Source organism: Streptomyces sp. NPDC032198, from assembly GCF_040636975.1.
Lineage (GTDB): Bacteria > Actinomycetota > Actinomycetes > Streptomycetales > Streptomycetaceae > Streptomyces.
In genome coordinates this window covers 269272-296194 of sequence record NZ_JBEZVL010000009.1, presented here as the reverse complement: position 1 = coordinate 296194, position 26923 = coordinate 269272, and the positions used below count along the sequence as shown (strand labels likewise).

Genomic DNA, 26923 nt, shown 5'->3' with positions numbered 1-26923 from the left:
GGTGATCGGGTGGGTGGGTGGGGGGGATCCGGCGCGGAGCGCCGGGACGGGGTCAGGATTGTTGGGATGTTGATGTTCCGCTTCGGGGTGCCGTTGGTTTGGGGGTGGGGCGGGATGTGGTGGGAGGGGGTGTTGGGGGCTCTGGGGGTTTTGCTGCGTACATTTCGGCGGGTCCGCCCTCTGGGGGGTCGCCCAGGGAGTCCAGCGCCTCGCGCGCCTTCGGGGCCAGGAGCGGGGAGAAGTAGGGGTTGAGCAGGAGAGCCTCGCCGATGTGCCGGCGAGCAGCCCCGTACCGCTCCAGGTCACGCTCGATCTCACCCCGGTGGTAGGAGAACGCGGCGATCCGCGGCCCCTTGTCCGTGGCCCGCGTCGCGTACTTCAGGGCCTCCTCGTCCTCACCGGCCCGGTGCAACGCCCAGCCCAGCGCATCCGCCGCCTCAGGACTCCCATGCCGCTTGAACTCCGCCCGGAGGCGGTCCACCGCCTCATCCGCGTCCCCGTGGTCCGCCTCGAACAGGCCGAGGATCCGTTCGTCGTTGACGCCGTTGACCCCCTCCTGCTTCACCCGGGCCCGCAGCACGTCGTACTGCGCCCGGGCGGCAGGGGTCAGCCGCAGCGACTCGTACAACTCGCCGAGGGCGAGCGCGTACTCCGGAGCGGGCTGCCTGACGAGCGCGCTCTGGTAGGAGCGCAGGGCCTCCGACGTACGGCCGAGTGCCGCCAGCGCGCGGCCCTTCCCGGCGAGGGACGGGTGATGGTCGGGGTCCGAGCGCAGCGCCGCGTCGTCGTAGCGCAGGGCCTCCTTCGGCTCACCCCGCTCCCACGCCAGCTCGCCCACCCGGTACAGGCATGCCGCCTTCTCCGCGGACCCCTCCGCGAGCGCCGCCGCGTCCATCAGCTTCGAGGCCGCGTCCTCGCGCCAGCCGCGGTCCCGGTAGACCTGCCCGGCCCGCGCCATCACGGACGTGCCCGAGTTCAGCTCCTTGAGCGTGTCCAGGGCCTTGCCCACGCCCTTCGCGTCCCCCAGACCGCTGTACGCGTCGATCAGGACGGGATACGTCGACCACCGCTTCGGCGCCTGCGCGACCGCTTTCTGGGCCCACTTCTTCGCCCCGCGGAAGTCGTGGCGCGCGTTCGCGAGCGCCGCCATGCCCGTCAGCGCCTGCGCGTTCCCCTCCGGCCGCGTCTTCAGGGACGTACGCAGCGCGTCCTCCGCCCTGGGGTAGTACGCGGAGTCCGCGGTCCGAAGGCCCCGCTCGACGTAGGCGGCCCCGAGCACCGCCCACGACTGGTCGTCCCCGGGGTGCTTCTTCAGATGCGCCTCCCGCTCCCCGATGAGCACGGTGAGGTCGGGCAGCGCCGCCGGCACCCCGGCACCCGCCGCCGCCATCGCCCGCCCGGCCGGTCCGAGGGCGGGCGGCGCCGCCTTCCCGCCCGCGTCGGGCCGCAGCACCACCACCACACCCCCGAGCACCACACACCCGGCGACGGAGGCGGCAAGCACCCGCCGCAGGGAAGGGGAGCGGCGCGCCCCTCGCGGCGACTCGCTCCAGACGGCCGACGTCGAGGCGGCCGTCGACCCCGACCCCGACGCGGGCGCAGGCGCGGGCTCCGGAGGCGGGCGCTGTTCCTTCTGGGTCACGGACTCGGACCCGGTCTCGATCTCCATGGCGCTCACTGTGCGTCAATACGAAGAGCACACCCCGGCATACGGACGGGCGTCGCACACGGGTTCACACCGATGGCCCCGGGTGCGAGGCTGTGATCATGAGCCGCACACTCATCGAACTCCTCCGTGGCGGTACCGACGCCCTCCCCGGCGACGCCGTCCTCACGGACCCCGACATCACGTCCTCGTACGCGAACGACATGGCGAGCTTCTGCGACGCGGGCACCCCGGCCGTCGTCGTCATGCCCCGCACGGTCGAACAGGTCCAGCACGTCATGCGCACGGCGACCGAGCTACGCGTCCCGGTGGTCCCGCAGGGCGCCCGCACGGGCCTGTCGGGCGGCGCGAACGCCACCGAGGGCTGCATCGTGCTGTCCCTGGTCAAGATGGACCGCATCCTGGAGATCAACCCCGTCGACCGCATCGCGGTCGTCGAGCCGGGCGTCGTCAACGCCACGCTCTCCCGGGCCGTGAACGAACATGGTCTCTACTACCCGCCGGACCCGTCCAGTTGGGAGACCTGCACCATCGGCGGGAACATCGGCACCGCGTCGGGCGGCCTGTGCTGCGTGAAGTACGGCGTGACGGCGGAGTACGTGCTCGGCCTCGACGTCGTCCTCGCCGACGGACGGCTCATGAGCACCGGACGGCGCACGGCCAAGGGCGTCGCCGGCTACGACCTCACACGCCTCTTCGTCGGCTCCGAGGGCAGCCTCGGCATCGTCGTCGGCGCGACCCTCGCCCTGAAGCCGCAGCCGCCCCAACAGCTGGTCCTGGCCGCCGAGTTCGGCTCGGCCAAGGCCGCCTGCGACGCCGTATGCAAGATCATGGAGGGCGGGCACGTCCCCTCACTCCTTGAACTCATGGACCGTACGACCATCAGGGCCGTGAACGCGCTGGCCCACATGGGCCTGCCGGAGACCACCGAGGCGCTGCTCCTCGCCGCCTTCGACACCGCGGCCCCCGCCGCGGACCTCGCGGCCGTCGGTGCGCTCTGCGAGGCCGCGGGCGCCACCCAGGTGGTGCCGGCCGAGGACGCGGCGGAGTCCGAACTGCTGCTCCAGGCAAGGCGGTTGTCCCTCACCGCGCTCGAAGCCGTCAAGGGCACGACGATGATCGACGACGTGTGCGTGCCACGCTCCAGGCTCGCCGAGATGCTCGAGGGCGTCGACCGCATCGCCGATAAGTACGGCCTCACGATCGGCGTCTGCGCGCACGCGGGCGACGGCAACACCCACCCCACCGTCTGCTTCGACGCGGCGGACGCCGACGAGGGCCGCCGCGCCCGCGAGTCCTTCGACGAGATCATGGCCCTCGGCCTGGAACTCGGCGGCACGATCACCGGCGAGCACGGCGTGGGCATCCTCAAGAAGGAGTGGCTGGCGCGCGAGATCGGCCCGGTGGGCGTGGAGATGCAGCGCGCCATCAAGGCGGCGTTCGACCCGCTCTCCCTCCTCAATCCCGGCAAGCTGTTCTGACCCGGGGCCCGGCACAGCGTGCCCCGGGCTCCCTGCGGCGTCTCCGCGATCGCCCCCGTGGCGGCGGAGCTCACTCACCGTCCTTGGACTCGTCCGAGGGCCAGGGGTCGCGCAGCCACAGGTCGTCGGCGCGGCCCGTGGTGGGGGTGAGCAGCTCGGCGAGGCCGTCGTCGATGCCGAGCCGCTCAGCCTCAGAGCCCGGAGGGACCACCCGCAGCGTGCGCTCGAGCCAGGCGGACACGGCGGGCGCCGGCGCCTCCAGAAGGGCGTCACCGTCGGGTGAACTCAGCGCCATCAGGACGACGCTGCGCCCCTCGACCTTGGTCGGCCAGACCCGGACGTCGCCGTGCCCGCAGGGCCTGAACACCCCCTCGACCAGCAGTTCGCGGGCGAAGGTCCAGTTCACTGGGTGCTCGGAGCCGATGTGAAAGGCGATGTGGACGGCGTAGGGATCGTCGGTGCGGTAGGTGAGGCGGGCCGGAACGGGGATCGCGCGTTCCGGCGAGAGGACGAGATTGAGCTCAAGCTCGCGTTCCACCACGGTGTGCATGTCGGTGCTGTTCCTTCCTTGTCCTTGGACCCTGGAGCGGGCCCGTGCAAGGAGAGAGCGGGACGGGCGCGAAGCATTACGCGGGTTCCGGAAAGTTTTTCCGTACGCGGCCGAACTGTGCCCGGAAAGTGGTCTGTAGGGCAGGAGCCGCACAGGCGGGCGCAAGGGTCTGATAGATGTGGAGCCTCAAAAAGACCCCCGAGCAGATACGGGACGACGGACATGAGCGCCCCAACTCCGGCCCCAGGCGACGACAGGCCCCGCGAAGGCTACTACCCCGATCCGTCCATTCCCGGATATGTCCGGTACTGGAACGGCGCGGCCTGGGTGCCCGGGACCAGCCGTCCCGCCCCGACCGACGGCGAATCGCTCCCCGCGCCTCCGGGCGCGGGTGGGGGAGCGGGCGCGGGAGCGGCGGCGCCGCTGCCCACGGAGGAGACCGGGCCGCACTTCTTCGACGAGGAGCCCATGCCGTCGTCCGAGCCGTCGGGCGGCGCGGCCGATGCCGATGTCTCGCAGCACGGGGCGAGGCCCGAGCCCGCCTCCGCGTGGCAGGCTGACGCGGCCCGGCAGACGGGGCTCGGCGGTGAACAGGAGCGCCGGATCTCCTGGGGCGGGCCCGAGCAGCGGAGCGCTTCGGGGGCCGGAGAGCCGAGGGACCCGCGGGACCCGCGCACGCCGAGCGGCCCGACCCCGGCGGAATCCCCTCCCGCCGCCTCCGCCGCCCCTTCTGCTTCCTCTGCCGCTTCCCCCTCTGTCCCGTCTCCTTCTCCGGCGGCGAACGGGCCCGGCACGGTGCAGATCCGGGCGATCAAGCCGGGCGCGTCAAACACTCCGCCGAAGCAGGAGAGGCAGGAGCAGCCCTCGACGGAGGGCACCGTGACGTTCCGCAGGCCCACGGGGCCCGTGCGGCCCGCCGCAACCCCACCCGCCACCGAAGGCACCATGGCGATCCGGGCACTGCGCCCGAAGTCGTCCGGCGCGGCAGCGCAGACCCCGGCGCCCCCGCAGGCCGCCGTACCACCCCAGGCCGCCGCCCCCGCCCCTGCTCCGGCCCCTGCGCCCGCGCCTGCCCCCGTCCAGCCCACCGTCCCGCAGCAGGGCGGTGCGCCCGGTGGCGCGGCCTCGCCGGTGACCTCGGGACCCGGTGGCGGCTCGCCCTCGTGGGCGCAGCAGGTGCACCAGCTCGCCGAGGGGGACGGCCAGCAGCAGCCCGTCGTGCCGTGGAAGCCGGTGGCCAGCGACCCGTTCCTCGCGATGGCGCAGAACCAGGCCGCGGGACGGCCCGCGGGCCTCGGCAGGCGGTTCGCCGCGCGGCTCATCGACACGGTCGTCCTGGTGGCCGTGACCGGGGCCGCGGCGCTGCCGCTCGGCACGAAGGCCGCCGACCACGTCGACAGCAAGATCGACGCGGCGAAGCTGTCCGGCGAGAAGGTCACCGTGTGGCTGCTCGACGGCACCACGGCGGGGTACCTGGGCATGGTCCTGGCCGTGCTGCTCCTCTTCGGCGTCGTCTACGAGGTACTGCCCACGGCCAAGTGGGGGCGGACGCTCGGCAAGAAGGTGCTGGGGATCCAGGTGCGGGACATGGAGGAGCACGAGACGCCGACGTTCGGGTCGGCGCTGAAGCGGTGGCTCGTCTACGCGGTGCCGGGCGTCCTGCTGATCGGTGTCGTCGGCGTGCTGTGGGGGCTGTTCGACCGCCCGTGGCGCCAGTGCTGGCACGACAAGGCTGCGGGAACGTTTGTGGCGGGCTAGGGCCCCCCGCACGCGTTCGAGGACGTTTGCGCGAGGGGCTTAACCCGGACAGCCGCTCGCCGGATGCGCCCCCGGCACACTCGCGGTCGACTCGGCCCATGAGCACCGAACCGCCGCAATACCCGCCGCCCCCCGACGACGACAACGACCCCTTCAAGAAGCAGCCCCCGCAAGGCAGCGGCGGCTCTCCCTACGACACACCCCCGCCCGGCGGCGGCTCTCCGTATGGCACACCGCCGCCGCCCCCGCCGTACGGCGGCGGTGGAGATCCCTACGGGGGGAGCGGCGGCGGAGGTGCGTACGGCGGAGGGAACGACCCTCTCGCCGGTATGCCGCCCCTGGCGGAGAGCGGCAAGCGGGTGCTCGCCCGCATCCTCGACATGATCCTCGTCGGGGTGGTCGTCTGGCTGCTCTCCTGGGGCTTCGGCACCAACGAGTTCGACGTGGACCCGGACAAGGTCCAGTACGGCAAGAGCTTCGGGCAGTCGCTGCTCGCCGCCGTGCTCTACATCGCGTACGACAGCTTCATGATCTCCAGGACGGGCCAGACCCTGGGCAAGAAGTGGCTGGGGCTGCGGGTCGCGAACCTCAACGACGGGGCGACCCCCACCCTGCAGACCGCGCTCGTCCGCGCGGCCGTCCTCTGGCTGCCGTTCGCGTTCTGCTGCGCCTGCATCTGGACGGCGATCTGCGGCGGCTGGAGCTTCTTCGACAAGCCCTACAAGCAGGGCCTGCACGACAAGGCGGCCAAGACGGTGGTGGTCAGCACCGGCTGACGGCGACCGCCGGCGGCGATCGGCTGACGGCGAAGGAAACGGCTACCGCGGCGGCAACAGGTGCGGCAGCAGAAGCGGCGGTTCCGGCGGGCTCGTGTTCCTCACGGGCCCGCCGGCTCGCGTACGGACTCGGCCAGCAGGGGAGCGGAGGCCCGCTGGGCCGGGACGCGCTCGTCCGTGGCCCGGGTGGCGGGAGCGACACGTGCGGCCGGTGAGGCCGCGGGTTTCGGCTGGGGCACCGTCATGGCCACCAGTAACCCTAGGCCGAGCGCGGCGACGGCTATCACCGCGACGCCGACCCCCGAACTCGTCTGCGAGAGCAGCAGCATGGCGAGCGTCGAGAAGATGACCGTCAGCGTGCCGTAGGTGACCTGAGCAGGGGTGGGACGAGGCAGCGGCATGGGACGAGGCATGGCGTAATCCGTCCTCGGGACAGCGGATGCGGGGGTAGTCGAGCCCAATGTGAAGCTGTAAACGAATCAAAGGGTGCTCGGCTGCGCCGACTTGAGAAGTGCCGCCTCGCGCTGTAGAGCACCGTCGATTGACTCTATTCCGCTGCATGCCCGACGGGAACGGGCGGTAAGCGTGACCTAACCCACGGTGCGGCAGCACAGGGGGCGCACGGGTTCATGACGTCCACCAAGTGGACGGTGGGACGCGCCTGTTGACCATGCCGACGGGCGGGCGCACGTGTCCGGATAACGGATCCACGGGCCTGCATAGTGTACTTGGCCTGTTCAAGTCAAGGTCTGTCTTTTCTCCCGCATCTCCGGTCCAATGTCGTCACTTGTGACGCGTATCGCGCGCGGACCTCCTCCGACCGGGACCTCGGCCCGCCTTCGCGCGGACGCGGGGGAGGACAGCATCAAGTGACAGTCAGAAGACGGACGTTCAGAGCCACCGCGGCTGCCGTGGCGATGGCCACGGCAGCCGCCACGTTCTCGGCAGCCGCCGCATCGGCCGACAGCGGGCCGACCGGAGCTCCCGCCATCGACCGGCAGGACCCGGGCAGGACCAAGGCGCAGGTCGACCACGACCTCGACGGGCCCTTCAGCAAGCAGCAGGCCCAGGAGCGGCAGGCGGCCCTTCAGCAGCTCGTCAAGGGCGACGCCAAGGTCCAGAAGCGCGGCGGCTCCCAGGTCGTGAAGCTCGACGACAAGAAGTACGTCGAGCTGGGCCGGGAGAAGACCGACAAGATCTTCACGATCCTGGTCGAGTTCGGGGACAAGGTGGACGACACCACCATGTACGACCCCGACGGTCCGGAGGGTCCTGAGGCGCCGGTCAAGAAGTACGGAGGCGCACCCGGGCCGGCGCACAACAAGATAGCGAGGCCGGACCGTGCGAAGGACAACAGCACGGCCTGGCAGAAGGACTACAACAAGAAGCACTTCCAGGACCTCTACTTCGGTGAGGGCAAGGACTCCACGGGCAAGAAGAAGGAGTCCCTGAAGACCTACTACGAGAAGACCTCGTCCGGCCGTTACTCGGTCGACGGTGAGGTCTCCGACTGGGTCAAGGTCGACTACAACGAGGCCCGTTACGGCTCGAACTACTGCGGCGACACCAACTGCCCGAACGTCTGGGACGCGGTCAAGGACGGCGTCACCGCCTGGACCAAGGACCAGAAGGCCCAGGGCCGCACGGACGCCCAGATCAAGGCGGACCTCGCCAAGTACGACCTCTGGGACCGTTACGACTTCGACGGCGACGGCAACTTCAACGAGCCGGACGGCTACATCGACCACTTCCAGCTCGTGCACGCGGGCGAGGACGAGTCGGCCGGCGGCGGCGCCGAGGGCGAGAACGCCCTGTGGGCGCACCGCTGGTACGCGTACGGCAACGACGCGGGCAACACCGGCCCCGGCAACAACAAGGCCGGCGGCACGCAGATCGGTGACTCCGGCATCTGGGTCGGCGACTACACGATGCAGCCGGAGAACGGCGGCCTCGGCGTCTTCGCCCACGAGTACGGCCACGACCTGGGCCTGCCCGACCTGTACGACACCTCGGGCAAGGGCGAGAACTCGGTCGGTTTCTGGTCGCTGATGTCGGCCGGTTCCTGGCTCGGCACCGGCAAGGACGCCATCGGTGACCTGCCCGGCGACATGACCGCCTGGGACAAGTTCCAGCTGGGCTGGCTCGACTACGCCAAGGCCAAGGCCGCGACGACGTCCGAGCACAAGCTGGGCGTCTCGGAGTACAACACCCGCCACCGCCAGGCGCTCGTCGTCGACCTGCCGAAGAAGGCCGTCACCACCAAGGTCACCAAGCCCACCGAGGGCTCCAAGCAGTGGTGGAGCGACCAGGGCGACGACCTCAAGAACACCCTGACGCGCCCGGTCGACCTGACCGGCAAGTCCAAGGCCGAGCTCACGCTCGACGGGTGGTGGGACATCGAGGCCAACTACGACTACCTCTACACCGAGGTGTCGACGGACGGCGGCGCCAACTGGACGCCCGTGGACGGCACCGCCGACGGCAAGCCCATCACGCGCGACGCCGGTGACAAGCCCGCGTTGACCGGTGTCTCGGGCGCGTACAAGAAGCTCGCGTTCCCGCTCGACGCGTACGCCGGCAAGAAGATCGACGTCCGTTTCCGTTACTCGACGGACGGCGGCGCGGGCGGCAAGGGCTTCGCGGCCGACGCGCTCGCGGTCACCGCGGACGGCGCCAAGGTCTTCGAGGACGGCGCCGAGGGCGACGACAACGGCTGGACGGCGAAGGGCTTTTCGCGCATCGGCGAGTCCTTCACCAAGAACTACGACCAGTACTACCTCGCCGAGAACCGCCAGTACGTGTCGTACGACAAGACCCTCAAGGCCGGCCCGTACAACTTCGGCTTCTCCGCGTCCCGTCCGGACTGGGTGGAGCACTACCCGTACCAGACCGGCCTCATGGTCTGGCAGTGGGACACCTCGCAGAAGGACAACAACACCAGCGCGCACCCCGGCCAGGGCCTGATCCTGCCGGTGGACGCGCACGCCAAGCCGCTGAAGTGGAAGGACGGCACGCTCCTCCGCAACAAGATCCAGCCGTTCGACGCGCCCTTCAGCAAGTTCGCGACGGACAAGTTCACGCTCCACAACGCGGACGTCGCGCTGAAGATCAAGTCCCAGAAGGGTGTCCCGGTCTTCGACGACCACAAGGGCACCTACTGGTACAAGGAGAACGGCACGGGAAGTGTCAAGGTCACTGACACCAACACCCAGATCAAGATCATCAAGCAGCCGAAGGATGGCTCCTCGATCACGGTCCAGGTCGGCCCCTCCAAGAAGTAATTAGCGTTTTCGCAGGTCAAGCCATGATCGGCCGTCGCCCTCTAGCGGGCGGCGGCCGATCGTGTTTAGGTGCGTCCTGTGGATTTCTTATTGACACGAGGCTCGGCTGTATCGGACCTGGGCCTCGTGCGACGTCTCACGGGGGTGTGACCAGCCATGTCCGCAGGAGGTTTCAGCAAGCTGCCGAACGGCAGCGTGGTGGTGGCCCTGACCCTGCCGAGCCCGGTCATGGGCGGCGGCAACGTCCGGATGATCGTCCACGCGGTGAACCGCGCGAGGGCGCTGACCCGGCTGCGGAACCTGGGCATGCGAGCCGTCTATCTGCGGGGCAACGCGGAGCCGCCCACGCCGGACGAGATCACGGCGGTGCTGCACCACCCGGACGGCCTGATATGGCGTACGGCGCCGGACGGCGCGGCCGAGCTGTGGCACCCCATCAGGGCCCTCAAGCGCCAGAGACCGGGCGTCAGCCCTTCCGAGGTGTGAGGGCGGCACCGCGGGGCTAGACGACCGGCTTCCCGGTCAGCTCGACCCCGGCCGCCCGCAGTTCCTCGATGGTCCGCTCGGTGGACTTCTCGGAGACCCCGGCGGTCAGGTCGAGCAGGACCGTGGTGGCGAACCCCTCCCGGACCGCGTCCAGCGCCGTGGCGCGCACACAGTGGTCGGTGGCGAGCCCCACCACGTCCAGCTCGGTGATCTTCCGGTCCCGCAGCCAGTCGGCCAGCGACACGCCGTTCTCGTCGGCCCCCTCGAAGCCGCTGTAGGCGGCGGAGTACGCCCCCTTGTCGAACACCGCGTCGATGGCCCCGGACGCCACGACCGGCGCGAAGTTCGGGTGGAACCCCGTCCCCTCGGTGCCCGCCACGCAGTGCGGCGGCCAGGAGCGGACGTAGTCGGGCTGGTCGGAGAAGTGGTCGCCCGGCTCGATGTGGTGGTCACGGGTGGCCACCACGTGCCGGTAGCCCGCCGGCGCCTGGCCGATCAGCTCGGTGATCGCGGCGGCCACGTCGGCACCCCCCGCGACCGCGAGGCTGCCGCCCTCGCAGAAGTCGTTCTGCACATCGACGACGATCAGGGCGCGGCGCATCGGGTGTCCTTCGGCTCGGCAAGGCTCGTAGGTGTGGGGGGAGGTCGGGGAGGGGGAGGGGACTCGGCCGGATGAACCGAGCGTAGAGACTTCGCACGCGATGCGGGAGAGGGCGTTCGAACGCCCTCTCTCCGCTCCGGCGCACAATCAGACGTATTCCGTCGGAATGACGGGCTCGCCCTTCGACAGCTGCGTGGCCGACAGGGGAAGCCGCCCCCGCGCCGCCGCGTGCCGCTCGCGCACGGTGTCCAGCGGCTCGCGCGCCACCACCTCACCGCCCTTGACCAGCTCGACGAGGAGCTGGTGGTCGGCGAGCTCCACGGGCACGGCGCCCGTGCCGATCACCTCGGCCTCGGCGACCCCGTGCTCGTCGGGCCGCCGGGCGGACCACTTGCGGCCGCCCACGGACGATTTGGCGCCCAGCGACTTCTTGGCCACCGGCTCAAGGGGGGCCTTGGGGTCCGCCGAGTGGGCGCGGGCCACCAGTTTGTAGACCATCGAGCAGGTCGGGTGCCCGGACCCGGTGACGAGCTGCGTGCCCACGCCGTACGCGTCCACGGGCGCCGCGGCGAGCGAGGCGATGGCGTACTCGTCGAGGTCGGAGGTCACGACGATCTTCGTCTTGGTCGCGCCGAGCTCGTCCAGCTGGTCGCGCACCCGGTGCGCGACCAGGAGCAGGTCACCGGAGTCGATGCGCACGGCGCCGAGCTCGGGCCCGGCCACCTCGACGGCGGTACGGACGGCCTCGGTCACGTCGTACGTGTCGACGAGCAGGGTCGTGCCGGGGCCAAGGGAGTCGACCTGGGCCTGGAAGGCGTCACGTTCGTTGTCGTGCAGGAGGGTGAAGGCGTGGGCCGACGTGCCGACCGTGGGGATGTCGTAGCGGAAGCCGGCCGCCAGGTCGGACGTGGTGGTGAAGCCGCCGACGTACGCGGCGCGCGAGGCGGCGACGGCCGCCAGCTCGTGCGTGCGGCGGGCGCCCATCTCGATCAGCGGGCGCTCCCCGGCGGCCGAGGCCATCCGGGATGCGGCGGCCGCGATCGCCGAGTCGTGGTTGAGGATGGAGAGGATCACCGTCTCCAGGAGCACGCACTCCGCGAAGGAGCCCTCGACGCGCAGGATCGGCGAGCCCGGGAAGTAGACCTCGCCCTCCGGATAGCCCCAGATGTCGCCGCCGAAGCGGTACGAGGCGAGCCACTGGAGGGTCTCCTCGTCCACGACACGGCGCTCGCGCAGGAATCCGATGACGTCGGCGTCGAAGCGGAAGTTCTCCACGGCATCCAGGACCCGGCCGGTTCCGGCCACCACTCCATAGCGGCGCCCCTCGGGCAGTCTGCGCGTGAAGACCTCGAAGACGGAGCGCCGGTCGGCGGTGCCGGCCTTCAGCGCGGCCTGCAGCATCGTGAGCTCGTAGTGATCCGTGAAGAGCGCGGTCGACGGAACATCCACCGGCAGCCCAAGGTCCGCTGTGTTCATACGAAGGATGCTACCCCGCATCTCGTCACTCTGACGATTTCCTGAGTCCATTTGTGCGAGGCCCCCCTGCGGGTGGCAGCATGGGACAGGTGAGTACGGCTCCCGCAGAGATCACCCGCCCCGAATCGGCCGAAGAGACCTTCGCCGTCCCGGAGCCGGATGTCCCATGGATCACGCTCGTCCATAACGACCCCGTCAATTTGATGAGTTACGTGGCCTATGTGTTCCAGTCCTACTTCGGGTACTCGAAGGAGAAGGCCACGAAGCTGATGATGGACGTCCATCACAAGGGCCGCGCGGTCGTCTCCACCGGCTCCCGCGAGGAGATGGAGCGCGACGTACAGGCCATGCACGGATACGGTCTGTGGGCCACCCTCCAGCAGGACCGGAAGTAGCGACGCATCTGATGCCAGGACAATTCGAAGCCATTCCCGGGGGCGGCGCGGCCGTCGCGCTCGACGAGGTCGAGATCTCGATCATCCGGTCGCTCGCCGTGCAGCTCCTGGAGCTGATCGGCCCGGGCCCCGCCGAGGACGCTTCCGACGACCCTCTCGCGGAGCTGTTCGCGGAGGGCCCCAGCGAGCCGCCCACCGACCCGGTCCTCCAGCGGCTGCTGCCCGACGCGTATGGCGGTCCCGGCAGCGAGAAGGCGGATGAGGACGAACTGCGCGCGTACTCCTCGGAGTTCAGGCGCTTCACAGAGAACGACCTGCGGGCCAAGAAGCGCGACGACGCCCTCGTGGTGATCCGCAGCCTGGACGCCATGACGTCGACGGGCGAGGGCGGCGCCGTCCTCAAGCTGTCCGCCGAAGAGTCGCGGCACTGGCTCGGCGCGCTCAACGACCTCCGCCTCGCGATCGGCGCCCGCCTCGAGGTGACCGACGAGGAGGACACGGACCTCCTCTATCAGCTGCCGGACTCCGACCCGCGCAAGCCGATGGTGATGGCCTATCTCTGGCTCGGTGGTCTGCAGGAGACGCTGGTCGGCACCCTCATCGGTTAGAAGTCACACCAAAACCGGCCGGGCCGCCCGCGAAGTCGTTGTATGTAGCAGCGGTTACCTCCCGTTCGCTCATCGGACGCTCAAATCCGGATAACGATCGTGTCACTCCGATGCCCATTTTTGATGCGGCAAGGGACTTTTGTCCGGTTCTTCTCGTGGTGTGGGCCACACGCCGCCCCTTCGATCACTGTTGCGGCCGTGATAAATCTTCACGACCACTCGGTGACGCCACCCATGTCACCGATGGCGCTCGGGCCGGCAGACCGCCGGTAGCACTCCATCCATATCCGGGGGGATCAGGACCTGATCCGTGGCCATACGCAGACTGCGGGCACGGATCGGCGTGGAGAAAGGCGTCACCATGACCTCAGTGCAGGTCGAAGAGCACCACGACGGCAATGAGGCCGACGGAGCGGGCGGTTCGTCCGGTTCGTCAGGCGAGGGTTATCAGCGCGGGCTCGGTGCCCGGCAGATCCAGATGATCGCGATCGGCGGTGCCATCGGCACCGGCCTGTTCCTCGGCGCGGGCAAGGCCATTCACAAGGCAGGCCCCAGCCTCATCCTGGCGTACGCCATCGCCGGCCTCGTCATCTTCTTCATCATGCGGGCCCTGGGCGAGCTGCTCATGTACCGCGCCGTGTCGGGCTCCTTCTCGGAGTACGCGCGTGAATTCGTCGGCCCGTTCTTCGGGTACGTGACCGGCTGGACGTACTGGCTCTTCTGGGTCGTCACCGGCATCACGGAAGTCACGGCGGCCGCCCAGTACATGCAGTACTGGACACATGACTCCATCCCTCAATGGGGATACGCGCTGATCTTCACGGTCATCCTGTACGGCGCCAACCTGATCTCGGTGAAGCTCTTCGGTGAGCTCGAGTTCTGGTTCTCGATGGTCAAGGTCACCGCGATCATCGGCATGATTCTCATCTGCGCCGGCATCCTCACCATCGGCTTCTCCGACGCCGGTGACACCGCGTCGGTGACCCACCTGTGGGACCAGGGCGGCTTCTTCCCGAACGGCATCGGCTCCACGCTGATGACGCTCCAGATCGTCATGTTCGCCTTCCTCGCCGTCGAGCTCGTCGGCGTCACCGCGGGCGAGTCCAAGGACCCGAAGACCGTCCTGCCCAAGGCCATCAACACCGTGCCGTGGCGCATCGCCGTCTTCTACGTCGGCGCGCTCATCATGATCCTCTCGGTCGTGCCGTGGACGGAGTTCGTGCCGGGCGTCTCGCCGTTCGTCGCCGCCTTCGACAAGATGGGCCTCGGCGTCGGCGCCGCGATCGTCAACTTCGTCGTCCTGACGGCCGCGCTCTCCTCCTGCAACTCCGGTATGTACTCCACCGGCCGCATGCTGCGTGACCTGGCGATCAACGGCCAGGGCCCGAAGTTCTTCACCAAGCTCACGAAGAACGGCCTGCCGCTGGTCGGCACCACCTTCTCCGCCGCACTGATGCTGGTCGGCGTCTGGATCAACTACCAGTGGCCGGGCGAGGCGTTCAACTACGTCGTCTCCTTCGCGACCATCTCCGGCATGTGGGCCTGGATCATGATCCTGGTCTGCCAGATCAAGTACCGCCGCAAGGCCGACCGCGGCGAGCTGCCGCAGTCCACCTTCCGGGCGCCGGGCGCCCCGTACACGAGCTGGTTCGCGCTCGCCTTCATCGCGATGGTCATCGTGATGATGGGCATCGACAAGGACGCGCGGATCTCCCTCTACGCGGCTCCCGTCTGGGCGCTCATCCTGGGCGTCGGCTACCTGATCATGCAGCGCCGGGCCCCGCAGGCGCCCAGCGGTGAGACCGCGCCGCAGGACGCGGTGAAGTAGTGCCGTAAGGCTGCATCCCAGCATGTGGGCCGGTCCGTACCACTCTTCGGTACGGATCGGCCCTTCTGCTTATCCTGGCTGCCATGCTGACCCTCACCCAGGCCCTCCACGACCAGATCGTCGCGCACGCGCGCCAGGACCACCCCGACGAGGCCTGCGGTGTGGTCGCGGGCCCGGAGGGCACCGGCCGCCCCGAGCGCTTCATCCCGATGCTGAACGCGGCCCGCTCGCCCACGTTCTACGAGTTCGACTCGGGCGACCTCCTCAAGCTCTACCGCGAGATGGACGACCGCGACGAGGAGCCGGTGATCGTCTACCACTCGCACACGGCGACCGAGGCCTACCCCTCGCGCACCGACATCACGTACGCCAACGAACCGGGCGCCCACTACGTCCTGGTCTCCACGGCCGACACCGACGACGCGGGCGAGTTCCAGTTCCGCTCCTACCGGATCGTGGACGGCGAGGTCACCGAAGAAGAGGTGAAGGTCGTCCAGGCATACTGAGCTTCACCTTTGAGGCGGCAGGACCCAGGAAGCCGGTGCGAATCCGGCACGGTCCCGCCACTGTGACCCCACCCTTCGCGGGCGGGGCAGTCAGGAACTGACCTGCCGCCTTCTTCTCCCACGACGCAGGGGACGCGGAAATCCCCTGGAGGAGGCAGCTCAGCCATGTCCCGCCCCATACGCCTGCTCGCGGCCGCAGCCCTGCTCGTCCCGCTCACCGCCTGCTCGTCCGCCGCCGACTCCGGCACGGAAACCGAAGCGGGCAAGCCCGCCGCGAAAGCCGCCGGATTCCCGTACACGGTCACCAACTGCGGCGTGAAGACGACGTACGAAGCACCCCCGAAGCGCGCCGTGACGATGAACCAGCACGCGACGGAAGTGATGCTGGAACTGGGCCTGAAGGACCGCATCGCGGGCACCGCCTACCTGGACGACAAGGTCCTGCCGAAGTACGCGAAGGCCTACGCCGACACCCCGGTCCTCGCCAAGGAATACCCCTCCTACGAGAAGCTCCTGGCCGCCGGCCCCGACTTCGTCTACGGCGGCTACGCGAGCGCCTTCCTGGCGGGCGAGGGCCGCAGTCGCGGGGCCCTGGCCAAGTCCGGCATCGAGAGCCGCCTCAACGTCGAGGGCTGCGCGAAGAAGCCCGTGACCATGGACGACGTCTACCGCGAGGTGCGGGAGGTCGGCTCCACCTTCGGGGTGCGGGCGCGGGCCGACACGTGGGTGGGCCAGGCGCGGCGCGACCTGAAGGACGCCGCCAAGGAGACGAAGGGCCGCGAGCCCGTCCCCGTCTTCGTCTACGACAGCGGCGACAAGACCGCGTTCACGGCGGGCGGCCGCGGCATCGGCAACGACATCATCGAGCGGGCGGGCGGCCGCAACGTCTTCGCCGACCTCGACAAGTCCTTCGGCGACGCCTCCTGGGAAACGGTGGTCGACCGCGACCCCGAGGTGATCGTGATCCTCGACTACGGCGGCACGACCGTGGCCCAGAAGAAGAAGCGCCTCCTGGACGACCCGGTCCTCGCGGACGTCCCCGCCATCAAGCACAAGCGCTTCGCGGTACTGCCGCTGTCGGACGCGGTGGTGGGGGTGAGGGCACCGGGGGCGGTGGCGAAGCTGGCGGACCAGCTGTGAAGGGGCTTTCGCGGAGCCGCTCCCAGCCCGTCCGGCGTTCGAGGACGAACTCGGCGGAGCCGGTGATGTACGGCACCGTCGTCGCCGGGCTTCTGCTCGCCCTCTTGGCCGCGACGGTGGCCGGCCTGGCCCTCGGCTCCGTCCGGATCCCCGCGTCAGAGGTCCTGACGATCCTGACCGGCCGCGCGGAACCCTCCCCGTTCCGCACCATCGTCCTGGACGTAAGACTCCCCAGGGTCCTGCTCGGCGCAGCCGTGGGCGCGGGGCTCGCCGTCATCGGCACCGTCCTCCAGGCCCTGGTGCGCAACCCCCTCGCGGACCCCTTCCTCCTCGGCGTCTCCTCCGGTGCCTCGGCCGGAGCGGTGGCCGTCATCGTCCTCGGCAGCGTCTTCGGCCTGGGCGCGGGCCTCGCCACCACCGTCACCCTCCCCGCCGCGGCCTTCGCCGGCGCACTGCTCTCGCTGCTCGTCGTCTACACCCTGGCAAGATCCGGCGGCGGCGGATTCGCCACCGGCCGCCTGATCCTGGCCGGAGTGGCCGTCTCGTACATCCTCTCCGCGCTGACCAGCCTCATCCTGATCACGGCCGACAGCGCCGACCACCTCAAGGAAGTCCTGTACTGGACCCTCGGCGGCCTCGGCAGCGCCCGCTGGGACATGCTCGCCCTGCCCGGCATCGCGCTCATCGCGGGCACGGCCCTGCTCGTCGCCCTCGCCCGCCCCCTGGACCTGCTCCTGGTGGGGGAGGAGGGCGCCACCGTCCTCGGCCTCGACACGGCCCGCTTCCGCGCCGCCGTCTTCGTCCTCGCCTCGCTCCTGACCGGCGTACTCGTCGCGTACAGCGGGGCCATCGGCTTCGTGGGCCTGCTGATGCCGCACGCGGCCCGGATGCTCGTCGGCGCCGCCCACCGGACGCTCCTGCCGGTGGTGGCCCTGATGGGCGCGGTGTTCCTGGTGGCCGCCGACCTCGCCGCCCGCACGGTCGCGGCGCCGCAGGACATCCCGGTGGGCGTGCTCACCGCGCTGACCGGCGGCCCGTTCTTCCTCTGGATGCTGCGCAGGAACCGTACGGAGGCCACCGCATGAGCGACCCGGCAGTCCTGAGCACCGACGCGCTCTCCTACCGCGTGGGCGACAAGACCCTCGTCGACGACGTCACCCTGCACGCCGCCCGAGGCGAGACCATCGGCCTCGTCGGCCCCAACGGCAGCGGCAAGACCACCCTCCTGCGCTGCGTCTACGGCACCCTCACGCCCACCGGCGGCCGCGTGCTCCTGGACGGCGACGACCTCGCCGCCCGCTCGGCCAAGGACCGCGCCCGCCGCATCGCCACCGTCCCGCAGGACGGACACACCGGCTTCGAGCTCACCGTCCGGCAGATCGTCGCCATGGGCCGCTCCCCGCACAAACGCTTCTGGGAGGCGGACACCGCGCACGACGCCGCCCTGGTCGGCGAGGCCCTTGACCGGGTCGGCGCGGCGGACCTCGCGCACCGCGCCTTCGCCGGGCTCTCCGGCGGCGAGCGCCAGCGCGCGCTGGTCGCCAGGGCGCTGGTGCAGCAGCCCGCGGTCCTCGTCCTCGACGAGCCGACCAACCACCTGGACATCCGCTACCAGCTGGAGATCCTCTCCCTGGTCCGTGACCTCGGCACGCTCGGCACGACGAATCTCCTCGCCCTGCACGACCTCAATCTGGCGGCGTACTACTGCGACCGTCTGTACGTCCTCGACGCCGGCCGCCTCGTCGCGTCCGGAGCGCCGAAGGAGGTCCTGACCAGCGAGCTCCTCGCGCAGGTGTACGGCGTGACGGCGGAGGTGGCGGTGCATCCGGCCACGGGCGCTCCGACGGTCACCTACCTGCCCCCAGCTGGGCCGCGTCCCCCGTCATCCACGTGATGGACGCAATCTGTCCACCATGCGAGATCACATTCCAGAACCCGGACCGGGAATCGATACGATGACCGCATGGTTCCCCACGACGTGAGCGACAAGATGCCGGGCATGCTGCTCGTTGCGCGTCTGCACGTCGATTTGTGCAGGCTCTCCAGCGCGATCTGTTCGCGCTGACAGCCGCCGCCGTACGGCCGTGAGCCGCGGCGCCACCTCCGCGTAACGCCTGACGCCTACGCACCCGAACTGACGCATCCGCACCACCGGGCCGCCGCGCGCCCACCCACGTGACTTCCCCCGACAGGAGCCCAAGCCATGGCCATCGAGGTCCGCATCCCGACCATCCTCCGCACCTACACCGACGGCGCCAAGGCCGTCGAGGGCAGCGGGGACAACCTCGCCGAGCTCTTCACCGACCTCGACTCGCGGCATGCGGGCATCGCCGAGCGACTCATCGACCCGGCGAACGGCGACAAGCTGCGCCGCTTCGTGAACGTGTACCTGAACGACGAGGACGTCCGCTTCCTGGACGGCATCTCCACCAAGCTCACGGACGGCGACAGCGTCACGATCCTCCCGGCCGTGGCCGGCGGCATGGTCTGATCCCGGATGCCTCGCTACGACTCCCCGCTGGCGGCCGTGGGCAACACGCCCCTCGTCCGCCTGCCGCGCCTGTCCCCGTCCGAGGACGTCCGCATCTGGGCGAAGCTGGAGGACCGGAACCCCACCGGCTCCATCAAGGACCGCCCGGCGCTGCACATGGTCGAACAGGCGGAGAAGGACGGCCGGTTGACGCCCGGCTGCACCATCCTGGAGCCGACGTCCGGCAACACGGGCATCTCGCTCGCCATGGCGGCCAAGCTCAAGGGCTACCGCATCGTGTGCGTCATGCCGGAGAACACCTCGCAGGAGCGGCGTGAGCTCCTCGCCATGTGGGGCGCGGAGATCATTCCGTCCCCGGCGGCCGGCGGCTCGAACACGGCGGTACGCGTCGCCAAGGAGCTGGCGGCGGAGCACCCGGACTGGGTGATGCTCTACCAGTACGGGAACCCGGACAACGCGGGCGCGCACTACGCGACGACCGGCCCCGAGATCCTCGCGGACCTCCCCTCCATCACCCACTTCGTGGCGGGCCTCGGCACGACGGGCACGCTCATGGGCGTGGGCCGTTTCCTGCGCGAGGAGAAGCCGGACATCAAGATCGTCGCCGCGGAGCCGCGCTACGACGACCTCGTGTACGGCCTGCGGAACCTCGACGAGGGCTTCGTCCCCGAGCTGTACGACGCCTCCGTCCTGACCACCCGCTTCTCGGTCGGCTCGGCGGACGCGGTGACGCGCACCCGGGAGCTCCTCCAGCAGGAGGGCATCTTCGCGGGCGTCTCCACCGGCGCCGCGCTGCACGCCGCGATCGGCGTCGGCAAGAAGGCGCTGGCGGCGGGGGAGTCCGCGGACATCGCGTTCGTGGTGGCCGACGGTGGCTGGAAGTACCTGTCGACCGGCGTCTACACGGCGACGACGACCGAAGCGGCCATCGAGACACTGCAGGGCCAGCTCTGGGCTTAGGCGCCCGGCGGAGCGGGTTCATCACCGGCTCCGCCGCGTTCGTCCTCAAACGCCGGACGGGCTGAGATTCTTCGGCCTGCCCGGCGTTTTCGCGCCCTGCCCCGCCGCGGAGTCGGGCGACGCCCGGTTCGACGGCACCGCATGTCACCTGCCCCGCCGAGTTCGTCCTCCCGCCGACCGGGCTGAAAATCCCCTGCCGGGCGGCCGGAGATCCGCCGCCGGACGGGCTGGAGGTCCGTTCCGCTACCCCGCCAAGTACCTGACCTGATCCCACAGCGCCGGATCCGCGATCCCCGCCTGTCTGCGGAACTCCCACACCGGCACGTCCCGCAGCTCGTCCGTCTCCAGGAAGCTCGCGCGGCCCCGCGCGTCCCCCACGGAACCCGGCGGCAGCGGAATCACCCCGGGGCGCTCGTCGTGGTACTTGCTGGTGATCTTCGCGACGACCGCGCTCCCGCCCCGCACCGACAGCACGAGACAGGGCCGGTCCTTGCCGCCGGGGCCGTCCTCGTACGGCACCCGCGCCCACCAGATCTCCGCCGGTTTCGGCGCGGGCGGACGGCGCCGCGGGCCCCGCGGACGGCTCGGCGGACGGGTGGTCCGGCCGCGCGGACCGCGGTGGCCGCGACCCCAGCCGTCCACCACCGCGGCGACCACGGCGAGCACCACCACGGCCGCCAGCGCGAGCCACCACGACGTATCCATACCGCAGACGGTACCGGCGCGCACCCCGCCCCGCGCGCCCCCCGAACCGGTGACAGAGCAGGTGAGTTCTCCCACAACGGCCCACGACGGAGGAGCGACCGGACCTTTTGCGCCTTACGCTCGACGCACCGCAGAACTCCTCGAAGAGCCTCTCGCAGGCCTTCGCGAGCCCCCGCAAAAGCCCCCGCACAACCCCCGTTTCGCCCCCGGAGGTTTCCGCTCCATGAAGCTCACCGTCGTCGGCTGCTCGGGGTCGTTTCCGTCCGCGGACTCGGCCTGTTCGAGCTACCTCGTAGAGGCCGACGGCTTCCGGCTGCTTCTCGACATGGGCAACGGTGCCCTCGGCGAGCTGCAGCGCCATGTCGGTCTGTACGACCTGGACGCGATCTTCCTCAGCCATCTCCACGCCGACCACTGCATCGACATGTGCGCCTATTTCGTGGCGCGCTACTACCGGCACGAAGGCGGCCGCTGCGCCCCCATCCCGGTCTACGGACCCGAGGGCACCGAACAGCGCCTCACCACCGCGTACGCCGACACCCCCTCCGCCTCCTCGATGAGCGAGGTCTTCGACTTCCACACCGTGAAGCCCGCCTCCTTCGACATCGGCCCCTTCTCGGTCCGTACGGAGAAGGTGCACCACCCCGTCGAGGCGTACGGCATCCGCGTCGAGCATGGGGGCAGGTCCCTCACGTACTCGGGAGACACGGGTGTCTGCGGCGTGCTCGACGAACTGGCCGCCGACACCGACCTGTTCCTCTGCGAGGCGGCCTTCACGCACGGCAAGGAGAACATCCCCGACCTGCACCTCAACGGCCGTGAGGCGGGGGAGTCCGCCCGGCGCGCGAACGCCTCGCGCCTCGTCCTCACCCACATCCCGCCGTGGACGGACCCCCAGGTGAACCTGGCGGACGCGCGCGCGGTCTACGACGGACCGGTCGAGCTCGCGGCCCCCGGCCGCAGCTACGAGATCTAGCGAGCCGCCGACCTGGGGACCCCCTGACCTAGCGCCTGCTCCCGCGGCCGCCCAGCGCCATCCTGTTCCAGGTGTGGCGGCGGCCGCGGACCGCGACCGAGTACGCGTACATGACCTCCGGATCGCACATGCCCGGCAGGTAGGAGTCCCCGAAGTGGTGGGCGTCGACGCCCACTTCCTTCGCGTTCAGGGCGAGCTGCGGCACGACGTTCGCGTGGCTGCCCTCCTGGCTGGTTCCGATCGCCCCCATCACCACCGCCCCCGCGTCCTGCACCGCGGCCACCGCCTCGGCGGCCAGCTCCTTGGTGACACCGGGCAGCGTCCCCGGCAGCGGCATCACGACACCGTCGGCGCCCGCGTCCACGAGCGAGGTGAGCCGCGCCGCCGTGACCCGCTCCGGATGCCCGGCGTGATGCATCTTGCCGCTCCACAGCGCGACGTCGTCCCCGAGGCCCCGCCTCAGCTCCTCGGTCACCCGCGCGAGCCCCTCGTACGAACCGCCCGTCCCCGGATTCGCCGTCAGGCACAGCATCGCCGCACCCATGTCGATCAGCCGTCTGGCGTACTCGGGCTTGGCACGGCGGATCTCGGGGACGTCACCGGGCTCCAGATTGATGCCGACGGGCCGCCCGATGAAGGCGGCGAGCCCGGCGATGGAGTCGAACGTGCCGAGCCCCGGCAGGTCGAGCCGCTCGCCGTCCCAGGCCCGCTCGATCAGATTCAGCACGACGATGTCGGCGCCGAAGGCCGCGACGAGCTCGGCGTTGTGCACACCGGGCATGCCGGGCACGGGAACGAGGGCGGCCCGGTCGGCGAACACCTCGCCGACCATGGTGCGGCCCTCGGCGGCGGCCACGGACGCGGTGAGGGCGCGACCGCGCAGGGCGGAGAGCTGGTCGCGGTCGAGGTCGAGGATGCGGGGGGTGCTCATACCTCGACCGTAAGCCGCAGACCATGACAAAGCCCCGCACCGTTGGTCGCAACGGTGCGGGGCTTACGTCCCGAAGTGGGGCGGGAGGCTACTTGGCCTCGGCCTTCTGGAGCTCGGCGAGCTCCTCGTCGGACTCGCGGCCCGGCGTCGGGATGTTCCACTTGAGGATCGCGAAGCGGAAGATCGCGTAGTAGACCACCGCGAAGCAGAGGCCGACCAGGACGAGCATCCAGGGCTTGGTCGCGATGCCCAGGTTGAGGAAGAAGTCGATCGCACCGGCCGAGAAGCCGAAGCCGTCCTTCATGCCGAGCGCCCAGGTCAGGGCCATGGAGACACCGGTAAGGACCGCGTGGATCGCGTACAGCACCGGGGCGATGAACATGAACGTGAACTCGATCGGCTCGGTCACGCCGGTGACGAACGCGGTGAGCGCGAGGGAGAACATCATGCCGCCGACGACCTTGCGGCGCTCGGGGCGTGCGCAGTGGACGATCGCGAGGCAGGCCGCCGGGAGGGCGAACATCATGATCGGGAAGAAGCCGGTCATGAACTGTCCCGCGGACGGGTCGCCCTGGAGGAAGCGGGCGATGTCGCCGCTCTTGCCCTCGTACGAACCGGCCTGGAACCACGGGAAGGAGTTCAGCAGGTGGTGCATGCCGACGGGGATCAGCGCACGGTTGACGACACCGAAGATGCCCGCGCCGACGGCGCCCGACCCGACGAGCCACTCACCGAAGTTGTGCAGACCCGTGCCGAGGACCGGCCAGATGTAGCCGAAGATGATGCCGATGAACAGACCCGCGAAGGCGGAGAGGATCGGGACCAGACGGCGGCCACCGAAGAAGCCCGCCCAGTCGGGCAGCTTCGTCCGGTAGAACTTCTGGTACAGCAGGGCCACGACTATGCCCATGACCACACCGCCGAGGACCTTGGCGTCCACGGGGGCGTCCACCATGACGACCTTGCCGTCGACGGCGGTGGCGACCTTCGGCAGGTTCTTGTCCGTGAAGGTGCCGAGCACCTTCTGGAAGACCAGGTAGCCGGTGACGGCCGCGAGAGCGGTCGAGCCGTCCGACTTCTTGGCGAAGCCGATCGCGATGCCGACGGCGAACAGCAGCGCCATGTTGTCGATGATCGCGCTGCCGCCGGCCGCCATGAACGTGGCGATCTTGGTGATGAACGCGGGGAAGGACTCGCGGCCGAGCATGTCGGGCTGGCCGAGGCGGATGAGCAGGGCGCCTGCGGGCAGCACGGCGACCGGCAGCATGAGGCTGCGGCCGATGCGCTGCATGACAGCCATCGCGCCTGCGCCCTTCTTCTTGTCGGCCGCGGGGGCGGCACTGGCCGTGGACACAACTTCCTCCAGTGGGCAAGGCGCCGCCTAGGACATGGAAGATGGGGACGGCGGCGTCTCCGGGGGCCGCGGCGGACGGCCGCGTGGTCTACACCAATTAGTGGTGTAGACCTGTTGTAGCACGGTGAAGGTGACGTAAGGAACCCACGAGATTTGTGGGGTCCGCCATAACGTGAAATTAACGTCGAAAGACCCCTGGACCACAGGGTCCAAGGGTCTTCCGGCTGTGACCTGCGCGAGCCCGCGACGCGAGCCCTGCCAGCGGCTAAGCCTTCGTCTGCTCCGCGTCCAGCGCTTCCGCTTCCTCCTCGGGCTCACGCCCCGGCGTAGGCAGGTTGAACTTGCGGATCACGAAGCTGAACAAGACGTAATACACCACCGCGAACGCGAGCCCGATGGGAATGATCAGCCAGGGTTTGGTCGCCAGACTCCAGTTGATGACGTAGTCGATCAAGCCCGCCGAGAAGCTGAAGCCGTCCTTCACCCCCAGCGCCCACGTCACCGCCATCGAGACACCGGTGAGCACCGCGTGGATCGCGTACAGCAGCGGCGCGATGAAGAGGAACGAGTACTCGATCGGCTCCGTGATGCCCGTGACGAACGACGTCAGACCGACCGAGAGCATCATCCCGCCGACCACCTTGCGACGCTCCGGGCGGGCCGCGTGCGTGATCGCCAGGGCCGCCGCGGGCAGCGCGAACATCATGATCGGGAAGAAGCCCGAAGTGAACTGACCGGCCGTCGGGTCGCCCGCCAGGAACCGGTTGATGTCACCGTGCACGATCGTGCCGTCCGGCTTCGTGAAGTCGCCGAACTGGAACCAGACGAACGTGTTCAGGAACTGATGCAGACCGATCGTCAGCAGCGCACGGTTGGCCACGCCGAAGATTCCGGAGCCCAACCACCCAAGGTCCACCAGCCACTTGGAGAAGCTGGTCAGACCGTCACCGATCGGCGGCCAGATCCACACGCAGACACCCGCGAAGACCAGACCGACGAAGGCCATGATGATCGGCACGAGACGGCGGCCGTTGAAGAAGCCCAGCCAGTCGACCAGCTTCACGCGGTGGTAGCGCTGCCAGAACCACGCGGCCAGCAGACCCATCACGATGCCGCCGAAGACCCCCGGATTCTGGTACGGGGCCTGCGCGACCGTCCCGTCCTCCGCCACGCAGACGCCGCCCCACATCCCCGCGCCGCCGAAGGTGGTGTCGGCGGGGCAGTCGTCGGGGAACGCGCGAAGCACCGCGTAGTAGACGAGGAAACCCGCGACCGCGGCGAGCGCCGTGGAGCCGTCCGACTTCTTGGCCATGCCGATCGCGACACCGATGCAGAACAGCAGCGGCAGACCGAGGGTGGAGTCCAGGAGGGAACCGCCCGCCGCCGCGAAGACCTTGGCGACGTTGTCCCAGCCGAGGCCGTCGGCACCGAAGACGTCCGGCTGGCCGAGGCGGTTGAGGATGCCCGCCGCGGGAAGCACGGCGATGGGCAGCTGGAGGCTGCGGCCCATCTTCTGCAGGCCCTGGAACAGGCCGTTCCACCACTTCTTCTGCGGTACCGCCGCTGCGTTGGAACTCATGGGCGTCCCCTCCGGAACAAGCCAGGTTTGGCGGTCGTTGAAAACTGGTGTAGACCAGTTGCGGAACGAGTGCGGTGCCGTCCCCGCAGGAGTGGCACCTTGATCGTCATCATTGGGTACGACTGCCGTAACCGCCCGCGAAGATGCTCCAACCGTGCGTTACCGTGACAAAGCGGACCTACGGTGTGGTGAGGCCGCGTCCTTTAAGAACAGGGAGAAACACCATGGCCACCAAGGCTGAGAAGATCGTCGCCGGGCTCGGCGGCATCGACAACATCGAAGAGGTCGAGGGCTGCATCACCCGCCTCCGCACCGAGGTCAAGGACCCGAGCCTCGTCGACGACGCCGCACTCAAGGCCGCCGGCGCCCACGGCGTCGTCAAGATGGGCACCGCGATCCAGGTCGTCATCGGCACCGACGCCGACCCCATCGCCGCCGACATCGAAGACCTGATGTAAGCAGCAACATCAGCAGCACCAGCAGCTTCAGCGGCTGAACGCACCACAGAGGCCCCGCCCAGAACCTGGACGGGGCCTCACGCGTGCCAGAGAGATGAGGCCAGGACGGAGCCCAGGGCCCGCACCCCCCACACCCGCCCGAACGCTAGGCTCCACGCATGTCCTCACAGCCCCGCATCGACGGCCGCACCCCCGAACAACTCCGCCCCATCACCATCGAGCGCGGCTGGAGCAAGCACGCCGAAGGCTCCGTCCTCATCTCCTTCGGCGACACCAAAGTCTTCTGCACCGCCTCCGTCACCGAAGGCGTCCCCCGCTGGCGCAAAGGCAGCGGCGAAGGCTGGGTCACCGCCGAATACTCCATGCTCCCCCGCTCCACCAACACCCGCGGCGACCGCGAATCCGTACGCGGCAAGATCGGCGGCCGCACCCACGAGATCAGCCGCCTCATCGGCCGCTCCCTGCGCGCCGTCATCGACTACAAGGCACTCGGCGAGAACACCATCGTCCTCGACTGCGACGTCCTCCAGGCCGACGGCGGCACCCGCACCGCAGCCATCACCGGCGCCTACGTCGCACTCGCCGACGCCGTCGCCTGGGCCCAGGGCAAGAAGCTCATCAAGGCCGGCCGCAAGCCCCTCACCGACACCGTCTCCGCCGTCTCCGTCGGCATCGTCGGCGGCGTCCCCCTCCTCGACCTCCGCTACGAGGAAGACGTCAAGGCCGACACCGACATGAACGTCGTCTGCACCGGCGACGGCCGCTTCGTCGAGGTCCAGGGCACCGCCGAGGCCGAGCCCTTCGACCGCAAGGAACTGAACGCCCTCCTCGACCTCGCCGTCGGCGGCTGCGAAGACCTCGCCGCATTCCAGCGCAAGGCACTCGAAGCAACCAACTAGACCGCCCCACAAGCAACC

At 69.7% G+C, this 26923-nt stretch carries 27 protein-coding genes and 1 riboswitch; of the genes, 18 read left to right on the top strand and 9 right to left on the bottom strand.

Annotated features, from left to right (window positions below):
* Positions 1-52: 52 nt before the first annotated feature.
* Positions 53-1669, bottom strand: a complete 1617-nt coding sequence (locus tag AB0E78_RS25205; protein ID WP_361836528.1) for a tetratricopeptide repeat protein — start codon at positions 1667-1669, stop codon at positions 53-55.
* A gap of 98 nt (positions 1670-1767) precedes the next feature.
* Between AB0E78_RS25205 and AB0E78_RS25200 the strand changes: the two genes are divergently transcribed.
* The gene (locus AB0E78_RS25200; RefSeq protein ID WP_361836525.1) at positions 1768-3147 is read left to right on the top strand and encodes an FAD-linked oxidase C-terminal domain-containing protein; all 1380 of its coding nucleotides are present in this window, start codon (positions 1768-1770) and stop codon (positions 3145-3147) included.
* Positions 3148-3217: 70 nt separating this feature from the next.
* Here the strand turns inward: AB0E78_RS25200 and AB0E78_RS25195 are convergent, their stop codons facing one another.
* On the bottom strand, positions 3218-3697 hold the full coding sequence (locus tag AB0E78_RS25195; protein WP_361836523.1) for an SsgA family sporulation/cell division regulator: 480 nt from the start codon (positions 3695-3697) through the stop codon (positions 3218-3220).
* A gap of 222 nt (positions 3698-3919) precedes the next feature.
* On the opposite strand from AB0E78_RS25195, the gene AB0E78_RS25190 reads away from it, so the two are divergent.
* The gene (locus tag AB0E78_RS25190; RefSeq protein WP_361836520.1) at positions 3920-5455 is read left to right on the top strand and encodes an RDD family protein; all 1536 of its coding nucleotides are present in this window, start codon (positions 3920-3922) and stop codon (positions 5453-5455) included.
* A 98-nt stretch (positions 5456-5553) separates the two neighbouring features.
* The gene (locus AB0E78_RS25185; RefSeq protein ID WP_361836517.1) at positions 5554-6231 is read left to right on the top strand and encodes an RDD family protein; all 678 of its coding nucleotides are present in this window, start codon (positions 5554-5556) and stop codon (positions 6229-6231) included.
* Between the two features lie 101 nt (positions 6232-6332).
* Here AB0E78_RS25185 and AB0E78_RS25180 read toward each other — a convergent pair whose 3' ends face one another.
* Positions 6333-6626 carry a hypothetical protein gene (locus tag AB0E78_RS25180; protein WP_361836800.1) on the bottom strand — a complete coding sequence of 98 codons (294 nt, stop codon included), beginning with the start codon at positions 6624-6626 and terminating at the stop codon, positions 6333-6335.
* A gap of 474 nt (positions 6627-7100) precedes the next feature.
* Here AB0E78_RS25180 and AB0E78_RS25175 point away from each other — a divergent pair, with 474 nt between their 5' ends.
* On the top strand, positions 7101-9512 hold the full coding sequence (locus AB0E78_RS25175) for an immune inhibitor A domain-containing protein (RefSeq protein ID WP_361836514.1): 2412 nt from the start codon (positions 7101-7103) through the stop codon (positions 9510-9512).
* 156 nt (positions 9513-9668) lie between these two features.
* Entirely contained in the window at positions 9669-9998 is a 330-nt protein-coding gene (locus AB0E78_RS25170) for a hypothetical protein (protein ID WP_361836511.1), read from the top strand.
* A 16-nt stretch (positions 9999-10014) separates the two neighbouring features.
* Here AB0E78_RS25170 and AB0E78_RS25165 read toward each other — a convergent pair whose 3' ends face one another.
* Positions 10015-10599, bottom strand: coding sequence for an isochorismatase family protein (locus tag AB0E78_RS25165; protein ID WP_361836509.1), 585 nt, complete (start codon positions 10597-10599; stop codon positions 10015-10017).
* A 147-nt stretch (positions 10600-10746) separates the two neighbouring features.
* Positions 10747-12075: a nicotinate phosphoribosyltransferase gene (locus AB0E78_RS25160; RefSeq protein ID WP_361836506.1), complete on the bottom strand. Its 1329-nt coding sequence runs from the start codon at positions 12073-12075 to the stop codon at positions 10747-10749.
* Between the two features lie 80 nt (positions 12076-12155).
* On the opposite strand from AB0E78_RS25160, the gene clpS reads away from it, so the two are divergent.
* The 10 genes from clpS to AB0E78_RS25110 all read left to right on the top strand — a co-directional run bounded on the left by clpS (position 12156) and on the right by AB0E78_RS25110 (position 20003).
* A complete protein-coding gene (gene clpS / locus AB0E78_RS25155) occupies positions 12156-12470 on the top strand; it encodes an ATP-dependent Clp protease adapter ClpS (protein WP_361836503.1) in 315 nt (104 codons plus the stop codon).
* A gap of 11 nt (positions 12471-12481) precedes the next feature.
* Positions 12482-13078, top strand: coding sequence for a DUF2017 domain-containing protein (locus AB0E78_RS25150; RefSeq protein WP_361836500.1), 597 nt, complete (start codon positions 12482-12484; stop codon positions 13076-13078).
* Positions 13079-13439: 361 nt separating this feature from the next.
* Entirely contained in the window at positions 13440-14906 is a 1467-nt protein-coding gene (locus AB0E78_RS25145; RefSeq protein ID WP_361836498.1) for an amino acid permease, read from the top strand.
* Between the two features lie 83 nt (positions 14907-14989).
* Positions 14990-15412, top strand: coding sequence for a M67 family metallopeptidase (locus AB0E78_RS25140; RefSeq protein WP_361836495.1), 423 nt, complete (start codon positions 14990-14992; stop codon positions 15410-15412).
* Positions 15376-15533, top strand: a riboswitch (cobalamin riboswitch). (Overlaps the previous gene by 37 nt.)
* 44 nt (positions 15534-15577) lie before the next feature.
* Positions 15578-16552 carry an ABC transporter substrate-binding protein gene (locus AB0E78_RS25135; protein WP_361836493.1) on the top strand — a complete coding sequence of 325 codons (975 nt, stop codon included), beginning with the start codon at positions 15578-15580 and terminating at the stop codon, positions 16550-16552.
* A 65-nt stretch (positions 16553-16617) separates the two neighbouring features.
* Positions 16618-17637 (top strand): iron ABC transporter permease, encoded by a 1020-nt coding sequence (locus AB0E78_RS25130; protein ID WP_361836491.1) that lies wholly within the window; start codon positions 16618-16620, stop codon positions 17635-17637.
* Positions 17634-18446 carry an ABC transporter ATP-binding protein gene (locus tag AB0E78_RS25125; RefSeq protein ID WP_361836489.1) on the top strand — a complete coding sequence of 271 codons (813 nt, stop codon included), beginning with the start codon at positions 17634-17636 and terminating at the stop codon, positions 18444-18446. The genes AB0E78_RS25130 and AB0E78_RS25125 overlap by 4 nt, the downstream gene beginning before the upstream one ends.
* Positions 18447-18515: 69 nt before the next feature.
* Positions 18516-18617, top strand: coding sequence for a putative leader peptide (locus AB0E78_RS25120; protein ID WP_336605789.1), 102 nt, complete (start codon positions 18516-18518; stop codon positions 18615-18617).
* A 138-nt stretch (positions 18618-18755) separates the two neighbouring features.
* Positions 18756-19043 carry a MoaD/ThiS family protein gene (locus AB0E78_RS25115; protein WP_361836486.1) on the top strand — a complete coding sequence of 96 codons (288 nt, stop codon included), beginning with the start codon at positions 18756-18758 and terminating at the stop codon, positions 19041-19043.
* 6 nt (positions 19044-19049) lie between these two features.
* Complete coding sequence (locus AB0E78_RS25110) at positions 19050-20003, top strand: cysteine synthase (RefSeq protein ID WP_361836484.1); 954 nt, start codon at positions 19050-19052, stop codon at positions 20001-20003.
* Between the two features lie 243 nt (positions 20004-20246).
* Here the strand turns inward: AB0E78_RS25110 and AB0E78_RS25105 are convergent, their stop codons facing one another.
* On the bottom strand, positions 20247-20708 hold the full coding sequence (locus AB0E78_RS25105; RefSeq protein WP_361836481.1) for a type II toxin-antitoxin system PemK/MazF family toxin: 462 nt from the start codon (positions 20706-20708) through the stop codon (positions 20247-20249).
* Positions 20709-20931: 223 nt separating this feature from the next.
* Between AB0E78_RS25105 and AB0E78_RS25100 the strand changes: the two genes are divergently transcribed.
* Entirely contained in the window at positions 20932-21684 is a 753-nt protein-coding gene (locus AB0E78_RS25100; protein ID WP_361836480.1) for an MBL fold metallo-hydrolase, read from the top strand.
* A 28-nt stretch (positions 21685-21712) separates the two neighbouring features.
* On the opposite strand, the gene AB0E78_RS25095 is transcribed toward AB0E78_RS25100, so the two are convergent.
* The 3 genes from AB0E78_RS25095 to AB0E78_RS25085 form a co-directional block, all read right to left on the bottom strand.
* On the bottom strand, positions 21713-22615 hold the full coding sequence (locus AB0E78_RS25095; RefSeq protein ID WP_361836477.1) for a hypothetical protein: 903 nt from the start codon (positions 22613-22615) through the stop codon (positions 21713-21715).
* Between the two features lie 88 nt (positions 22616-22703).
* Positions 22704-23969, bottom strand: a complete 1266-nt coding sequence (locus AB0E78_RS25090) for a PTS transporter subunit EIIC (RefSeq protein ID WP_361836474.1) — start codon at positions 23967-23969, stop codon at positions 22704-22706.
* A gap of 265 nt (positions 23970-24234) precedes the next feature.
* Positions 24235-25548, bottom strand: coding sequence for a PTS transporter subunit EIIC (locus tag AB0E78_RS25085; protein WP_361836472.1), 1314 nt, complete (start codon positions 25546-25548; stop codon positions 24235-24237).
* A 224-nt stretch (positions 25549-25772) separates the two neighbouring features.
* Here AB0E78_RS25085 and AB0E78_RS25080 point away from each other — a divergent pair, with 224 nt between their 5' ends.
* Positions 25773-26006, top strand: a complete 234-nt coding sequence (locus AB0E78_RS25080) for a PTS glucose/sucrose transporter subunit IIB (RefSeq protein WP_361836470.1) — start codon at positions 25773-25775, stop codon at positions 26004-26006.
* Positions 26007-26164: 158 nt separating this feature from the next.
* The gene (rph, locus tag AB0E78_RS25075) at positions 26165-26905 is read left to right on the top strand and encodes a ribonuclease PH (RefSeq protein WP_361836468.1); all 741 of its coding nucleotides are present in this window, start codon (positions 26165-26167) and stop codon (positions 26903-26905) included.
* Positions 26906-26923: the final 18 nt, after the last annotated feature.